This is a genomic window from Microcoleus sp. N9_A2, assembly GCF_036701775.1.
Taxonomy (GTDB): domain Bacteria; phylum Cyanobacteriota; class Cyanobacteriia; order Cyanobacteriales; family Microcoleaceae; genus Microcoleus.
In genome coordinates, this window is record NZ_JAUBRH010000018.1 from 102468 (window position 1) to 110220 (window position 7753).

Here is a 7753-nt window from a genome sequence, read left to right on the forward strand (position 1 = left end):
CTCTCCCACTCTCCCACTCTCCCCCTCTTTCACTCTCCCCCTCTCCCCCTCTCCCCCTCTCCCACTCTCCCACTCTCCCCCTCTCCCTCCTCCCCCTCTCCCTCCTCCCCTTCCCTTTCCTAAAAATAATTTATCCCCTGAAATAGCTGCAATTGGCAAAAAAACTGCTAGATTGCCCTACAGAAAACATTGAACCGCGTTCATTGGGCCCCAGCAACACCATGTCCGAATCCAGAACCGCCAGCCAAATAGACATCGGCAACGTCAACATCGGGAACTTCCAAGTCGGCAGCATCAGCGGCACCAAATACAACGATTTTAACGCCAACGGCCGCCCTGATCCCGGAGAAGTCCCCATTCCCAACTGGCAAATCTACCTCGACCTCAACAACAATGGCCAGCCAGAATTTAACGAACCTTCCACTTTTACAAACCCGCAAGGCAACTACATCTTCGCCAACCTGCCGCCGGGAACTTACCAAGTTAGGGAAGTCCAGCAGCCGAACTTTCGCCAAACTACCCCAAATCCCGCACCCATCACGATTACCAGCGGCACAAACGCTGGCAATATCAATTTTGGCAATAACTTTAACGCAGGGACGATCGCAGGCACAAAATTCAACGACATCAACAACAACAGCAGCCGAGATCCCGGGGAACAAGGGCTAGCTAACTGGCAAATTTACCTCGACCTCAACCGCAACAACAGGCTAGACGGCGACGAACCTGTTACTTTGACAAACGTTGAAGGCAATTACGCTTTTGTCAATATTCCTGCAGATACATATTTGGTGAGAGAAGTCCAACAACCGGGTTTTCTCCAAACCACACCTGACCCCGGCCCGGTTAACGTTACTTCCAACGCCACTGTCAACAACATCAATTTTGGCAATGTCTTTTTTGTCGGCAGCATCAGCGGTCTCAAGTTCAACGACCTCAATGCCAACAGCGTCAGAGACGCGACAGATCCGCCTCTGGCAAATTGGCCAATTTACCTCGACCTCAACAGCAACGGCAGCTTTGAACCGGGCGAACCCAACACCATCACAAACCCGCAAGGCAACTACACTTTTGCCAATGTTTCTCCCGGCCGATATTTGGTGAGGGAAGTCCAGCAACCGGGATGGGTACAGACTACGCCAAATCCAGGCCCGATCGACATCACCGGCAATACCAACGCTGTCGGCCTCAATTTCGGCAACAATTTCCCCACCGGCAGCATCAGCGGCTTCAAGTTCAACGACCTCAACGCTAACAGTATCAACGAACCGACGGAACCGAGAGTTGCCAACTGGCCGATTTACCTTGATTTCAACAACAACGGCAGTTTAGATCCGGGCGAACCTTCGACTTTAACCAACCCCGAAGGTAATTTCTCTTTTATCAATTTGCCTCAAGGAACTTATGTTGCTAGGGAAGTCCCGCAGCCCGGTTTTCGACAAACCACGCCAAATCCGACTCCAATCACCGTGGGCAACGGCACAAATGCCACTAATCTCAGCTTTGGCAACGTGTTGGTAACGGGTACGATCAGCGGTGTGAAATTTAACGATTTTAATGCCAATGGCCGCCTAGATCCCGGGGAACCGCCGATCGCCAATACTCAAATTTACATCGACCTCAACAATAACAGCAGTTTAGATCCGGGTGAAGCGAGTACATTAAGCGACCTTCAGGGCAATTACAGTTTCCGTAACGTTCCTGTAGGTAGTTATGTTGTCCGCGAAGTTCCGCCGCCGGGTTTTATTCAAACGACTCCGCCTGCGGTGGTTGTTGTCTCGGCAGAGATTGCGGCCAGCAGCATCGATTTGGTGACGGGAGATACTGAGGTTAGGTCGGCTAAATCCTTGAAGGACGAGGACGACCCGCTGACGAATGCCAGCAGCTATGCGGAACTGCAACCTGCGGGTAATATGGGGGCCTATAACTTGCTTTTGAGCGAGGGTCGTGATAGTTATCAAATTAGTAGTGAATTTTTGGCCGATCGACCTTTGGCGAATTTAGGTTATATTCCTAACTTTGGGCAACAGAATGTCGGTCTGGAGCCTAATTCACAAATCGGTGAATTTGTCAATAGAAATGAATTAATTAATGGGGCGATCGCTCACTCGGTTGTGCCGATGGGTGTAAGAGATTTCCCGGTGATTTAGGGTGACACAAAGCTCGATCGCCCCGAATCCCAAACCGCAGATAAAAATAAGGAAGAGATTAAAGGGCGATCGCGTGATACCCTATTGTTGGCAACCTCCAACGCATAGCCAGAGTTCCGGGAAGCCCAAAGCTGGCTTGTAGATCAGGAGCAAGATTCAGAGGCAGTATCATACCTGTTTTTAGGAATTATCAGACAATTCCCCAAGTGCGATCGCCCTCGTGGCCAGGTCGCTCAATTCACAGAGGTTCAGTGAATCTTAACGTTGTTCCAGCTCTAAACAGCAAGTGTCCACGGGCAGAAGAACTCAGGGCGCAAATCTTGAAGATATTGCGCTCAAATTGCCACAGCTATTCAAAACCTGATATAATCTCGTGCGACAAAGCTGGAGTAAGCCGGAGGTTAGATGAGGAACCTTTGAGCAACGTAGACGTATGTATGATTGAGTAGCGATCGTCAGTCGCTAGCAGCTAACTGCTGATTGACAAAGTGATACAGTAGCCTGTAGCTTACGTAGATTTAGGTGTGAAGGAAAAGAAAATCATGGCAAACGACGAAAGAATAGCTAGTCAGGTATTTCCTGTATTTCCCCCAGTAGTGCTAGATCCAACCATCAATTTTGGCAACGCTCCTGCGGGTATCCAGGGTATCAAGTTCAACGACCAGAACCGCAACGGCATTCGAGATGGAGGCGAACCGGGAATCGGCAACGTCCGAATCTTTATTGACGACAATAACAACGGCATTCTCGAGCCAGGTGAACCCTCGACGTTGACTAACGCCGGCGGAAACTTCGTATTTCCAGGCTTGCCTCCAGGCACTTATACTGTCACGGAAATCTCGCCACCCAATTTCAGCCCGACAACTGCCAACCCAGTCGTTGTCACCCTGGCGGGCAGGAATACCACAGTGTTCTTCGGTAATGCTACAGGTGGCGGTCAGATTATTGGCTGCAAATACCTCGACGTAGATAACGACGGCTTTCGAGACGGGAGTGAACCCCCGATGGAAAACGTCAGAATCTATATCGATGCCAACAACAACGGTCAGCTAGATGCAGGGGACACCAGTACCTTAACTGATAGAAACGGCGAGTACCGATTCACCAATTTGCAGGCAGGGCTGTACCGGATTCGGGAAGAGCGAGCCAACGGGCCGGGCACTGAACCTTTAGAAAAAGATTTTCCCCAAAGCACGCCCCCCGGCAGCATCTCCCTGCTTGACATTAACCTCGGCCAGGACGAAATCTGGGCCTGCGCTCAAGTGGGCAACACTCCCCTGTACGAAATCCCGATCTTCAAATTCCGGGACGACAACGCCAACAGCATACAAGACGCAGGCGAAGTTCCCCTCGCCGGCATCCCGTTCATCCTCGATTTGAACGAGAACGGCAGGACAGACGAGGACGAACCGCGACTGTTAACCGGCCCTGATGGTAGGGCTACCTTCAGAGATTTGAAAGCTGGCAGCTACTCAGTATTGGAAACCTTTGAAACACCCATACCCAACCAGCCGCCAATTGCAACTACCGAGAACCCGGTAGAAGTCACAGTCCCCGGGCCCGAATCGCGACAGCAGGGATCGCTGCCTTTCATAGTGGCAGATCCAACAGTTCCAGGCGGCCAGCGGATCGTTTCGGCGAACTTTCCGCCCCCGTTCCCGCCGATCAACCCGGAACCCGCAGTCTTCTTCACCCCGATTTCGGTAAATGAAGGTATCGGTGCTGTCGGGAATACGCGCCCCAACATCACGATCTTCAAATACAACGATCAGAACGCTAACGGTCGTTTCGAACCGGGCAACAGTCTACCGGAAGTGGGCATTCGCGGCATCACGGTCTACCTTGATGCCAACGACAACGGCGCTCTCGACACAGGGGAACAGTCCCTAGTAACTGATGCGAACGGGCGTGGTGCTTTCACCAACCTGGAACCGGGCAATTATGTGGTTCGGGAAGTGCCGCAACCTGGTTTTAGTGCTACTACTCCGGATCGGGTGCAGTTCGACCTCAGCAATCGAGATGCCAACGTCGTCTTTGGCAACACCCCCAACAGCCGGATCACTGGGTGCAAATTCCAAGACTTGAACGCCAACGGCTACCGAGACGGCTTTGAAACGCCGATCGCAGGGGTCACAATCTACCTCGACAGCAACGGTAACGACGCCCTTGATGCCGGAGAAGCAAGTACCGTTAGCGATCAGTTCGGCCGCTGGGAGTTTGGCAATTTGACCCCTGGTAATTACCGAGTCCGGGAAGTCACGCCTTCCAATTCTTTCCAAACTACTCAACCACTAGACATCGTTCTGGGCGCAAACCAAACCTTTAGTTGTGCTTTGGTGGGCAACGGCCAGTTCTTTAACTTGCGAGTTCCTAAATTCCGGGACGACAACCGCAACGGCCTTCCAGATCCGGGCGAGCCTCCTTTGGAGGGCATCCCGTTCACTTTGGATTTGAACAACAATGAGCGCTACGATGCTGCTACCGAGCCTCTGGTAAGGAGTGATGCCAGTGGTATTGCCCTGTTCACCAATTTACCTCCGGGCAACTACTCGGTATTGGAAGTTTTCAACGCTCCGGGCGTTCCCAACCCATTCCCGATTCCGACAGGGGATAACCCTGTGGAGTTCTCCGTGCCGGGGCCATCTACTTTTGTAACGCCGATCGTGCCGGCGCCAGAGCTAACTGATTTGAGCCTCGATCCATTGACTGGCGGCACGGGTGGGGTAACTGGTTCTAGCATCCCCAATGATCCGCTGAATAACCCCAGCCGTTCAGTGGCGGCTCTGGTACCGGACAACAGCGCCGATAACTTTATCGCAAATAAGACTGAAGGTGTTAGCAGCTTTGTTAACACCGACGAGTTGGTAAACTCGGCGAATTCGCTGATTGCAACATTTTTAGTAGAGAATGGTCTCGATGAATCATTGTTTGTTGCTCCTCCTAAGCCTCCTACGAATTCGCTGCTTTAATCTTAATTTGGGTTTCTAGTTTGAGACTCAGCAATTAGCAACTAGCTTGTTTAAACTGCACGTCAAATGATCTTTTGGCGTGCTTTTTGCTTTTGTGACAACTATAACAAGCGGTTTCGATCGCCCAAACTGTCTTTAGTCGTAGGGCACGATCGGCAAAAAGAACGATGTCCTACATCCAGAAAACCTTTATTTATGGAGGTAGAACGTAGAGAATTTTTTTATGCCAACCGAACAGAAGATTAATCCGGCTCAACATCAAGAACAGCAACCCGGTATTGAATCCCAAATGACCCCGCAACCCCAATCCTTCGCGGAGGGCTATCGCGGTAGCGACAAATTGCGCGGCAAAGTAGCCTTAATTACAGGCGGAGACAGCGGTATCGGGCGTGCAGTGGCTGTTGCATTTGCCAAAGAAGGCGCTAACGTGGTCATCAGCTATCTTAACGAAGATGATGATGCCAAAAAGACCAAAGAGGCGATCGAACAACAAGGCCGGCGCTGTATTGCGATCGCCGGCGACATCGGCGACGAAAACGTTTGTCAAAACCTTGTAGAACAAACAGTTAAAGAATTTGGTAGCCTCGACATCCTCGTCAACAACGCCGCCGAACAGCATCCCCAAGAAAGCATCGAAGACATCACAGCCGAACAATTAGAGCGCACCTTCCGCACCAACATTTTCTCAATGTTTTACCTCACAAAAGCCGCTCTCAAACACCTCAAAGAAGGAAGTGCAATTATCAACACTACCTCAGTCACCGCCTACAAAGGCAATCAACAATTGCTAGATTACTCCTCCACAAAAGGAGCAATTGTTGCCTTTACCCGCTCTTTGTCTCAAAGTTTAGCTGAGAAAGGAATTCGCGTTAACGGAGTAGCTCCCGGCCCGATTTGGACGCCTCTAATTCCTGCAACTTTCCCTGAAGAAAAAGTGGAGAAATTTGGTGCAGACACGGCATTGGGACGCGCCGGTCAACCCGATGAAGTTGCTCCCAGTTACGTGTTTTTAGCTTCAAAAGATTCGTCTTACATGACGGGTCAAATTTTGCATCCCAACGGCGGTTCTGTGATTAATGGCTAAAATCTTCTTGCTCGCAATGCTCGTAGGGGCGGGTTTTACCGAAAATCTGTGATGACATTCATAATATAAATAAACCCGCCCCCCACAACCAAAGAAGGAGGAGGGCGGGTTTATTTATCTCTTTAATTACCCGAAATATCTTTCGTGAAACCCGCCCCTACAAGTAATATATATTGTTTTTCACACAAAACAGTAATCCCGCCACCTGGGTAGCGGGATTGATAGGTTGCAGTTTAGCTAGTTTTGAACTCAGCTAGAGCTACAATTAGCTCGCTGCTGAATTAGCTCATGTTAGCCATTTCTTGCTGCATCGTGCTTTTGGCTGCTTTAAATTTAGTAGCCATTTGTTCCATTTGTGCTTCGCTCAGGTTGCGGCGAATTTGAGGGAACATATCGCCTTCTTCTTGCTTGACGTGATCCTGAACCGCTGTTTTGAGCTGTTTGATTTGAGCTTTGAAATCAGAAGAACTGGGGTTCATAGCCTTGATTTTGGCGAGCATTTGCTTCATTTCTGCTTGCTCGTCGTACAGTTCTTGGGTATCAGTGTAGTAGCTGCGAACTGCGGGATAAACAATTTGTTCTTCGGCTTCTGCGTGAACGCTGAGGTCTTTGTAAATTTGACCGAAGAATTCTTGCAATTTTTTCGGATCGTCGGTTTTTTCGATTTCCATAAATAGGGTATCGACTTTGCGGTGATCCATTGTGATGATTTCGACGATGTTCATCTCATCTTTGGTGCGGGTGACAGCACCGCCGATGATGCCGGTCATGGCTGCCATTGCATCTTGCACGCGAGCCCAAACGCCTTGGTCGGGGTCTTTGCCGGTCAGTTCGCGCACGCCTAAAATTTCGAGAACTCCTTTGAGTTGTTCTTGGTGAGCGCGGTTCTCAAAGTTAACGGTGTTGAGGGGGGTAATGGCTGCTTCGATGTCGGCGCCGACTACTTGAGCGGCTTTATGAATTAACAAGCCGGCCATTGTTTGTTGGTGTTTGAGCAGTTCGTGCTGACCGACTTTTTCAAACATTGTGAGTTCAGAACCTTTCATTAGTTTCTGAACTGCTTCGATCATTTTTGTGGTGGTTTCTTTGGGCTCGGATTGAATGCCATATTGGATGATGGTTGTTTCCAATACGCCCAAGTTTTTGCGATCGTCCTCAAGCATATCCCGGAAGCGCTGGGCTAGTTCGGAGTCGTTGCAGGAATTGATGAACAATTGCTCGTTGGCGATCAACAAGTTTTGCAGCGCTTTCATGTCTGCTAATTTAGTCGCGATCGCTTGACGCTTGGTATCTTCTAAGGTAGCTACCATCTGTCGTGTCTCCTCTGGATGTCTTTAGTGTTCTTATATTTCTTAATTTATTGAAATATTCTGATAACATCCTCTTTCTCCCGACTGATTCATTAATATCCCGCGCAACCTATTGACTTTTGAGCAAAAAAAGGGTAAGTACTTGAGACTGCTTGAAAAAAAGGGCTCTTCTGTACTTATCGCTGCTCAAATATTAGTTAAGTGTTGATAAGAATTGTGCTACCAGAATAAATTATGAAC

4 protein-coding genes are annotated in these 7753 nt (G+C 49.6%); 3 read left to right on the forward strand and 1 reads right to left on the reverse strand.

Annotated features, from left to right (window positions below):
- Nucleotides 1-221: 221 nt before the first annotated feature.
- From QUA44_RS13915 to QUA44_RS13925, 3 genes are all read left to right on the forward strand, one after another.
- Entirely contained in the window at nt 222-2150 is a 1929-nt protein-coding gene (locus QUA44_RS13915; protein WP_333251835.1) for an SdrD B-like domain-containing protein, read from the forward strand.
- A 542-nt stretch (nt 2151-2692) separates the two neighbouring features.
- Entirely contained in the window at nt 2693-5119 is a 2427-nt protein-coding gene (locus QUA44_RS13920) for an SdrD B-like domain-containing protein (protein ID WP_333251836.1), read from the forward strand.
- Nucleotides 5120-5342: 223 nt separating this feature from the next.
- Nucleotides 5343-6203, forward strand: a complete 861-nt coding sequence (locus tag QUA44_RS13925; RefSeq protein WP_333251837.1) for an SDR family oxidoreductase — start codon at nt 5343-5345, stop codon at nt 6201-6203.
- Nucleotides 6204-6484: 281 nt separating this feature from the next.
- Here QUA44_RS13925 and QUA44_RS13930 read toward each other — a convergent pair whose 3' ends face one another.
- Complete coding sequence (locus QUA44_RS13930) at nt 6485-7513, reverse strand: hemerythrin domain-containing protein (protein ID WP_333251838.1); 1029 nt, start codon at nt 7511-7513, stop codon at nt 6485-6487.
- Nucleotides 7514-7753 lie beyond the last annotated feature (240 nt).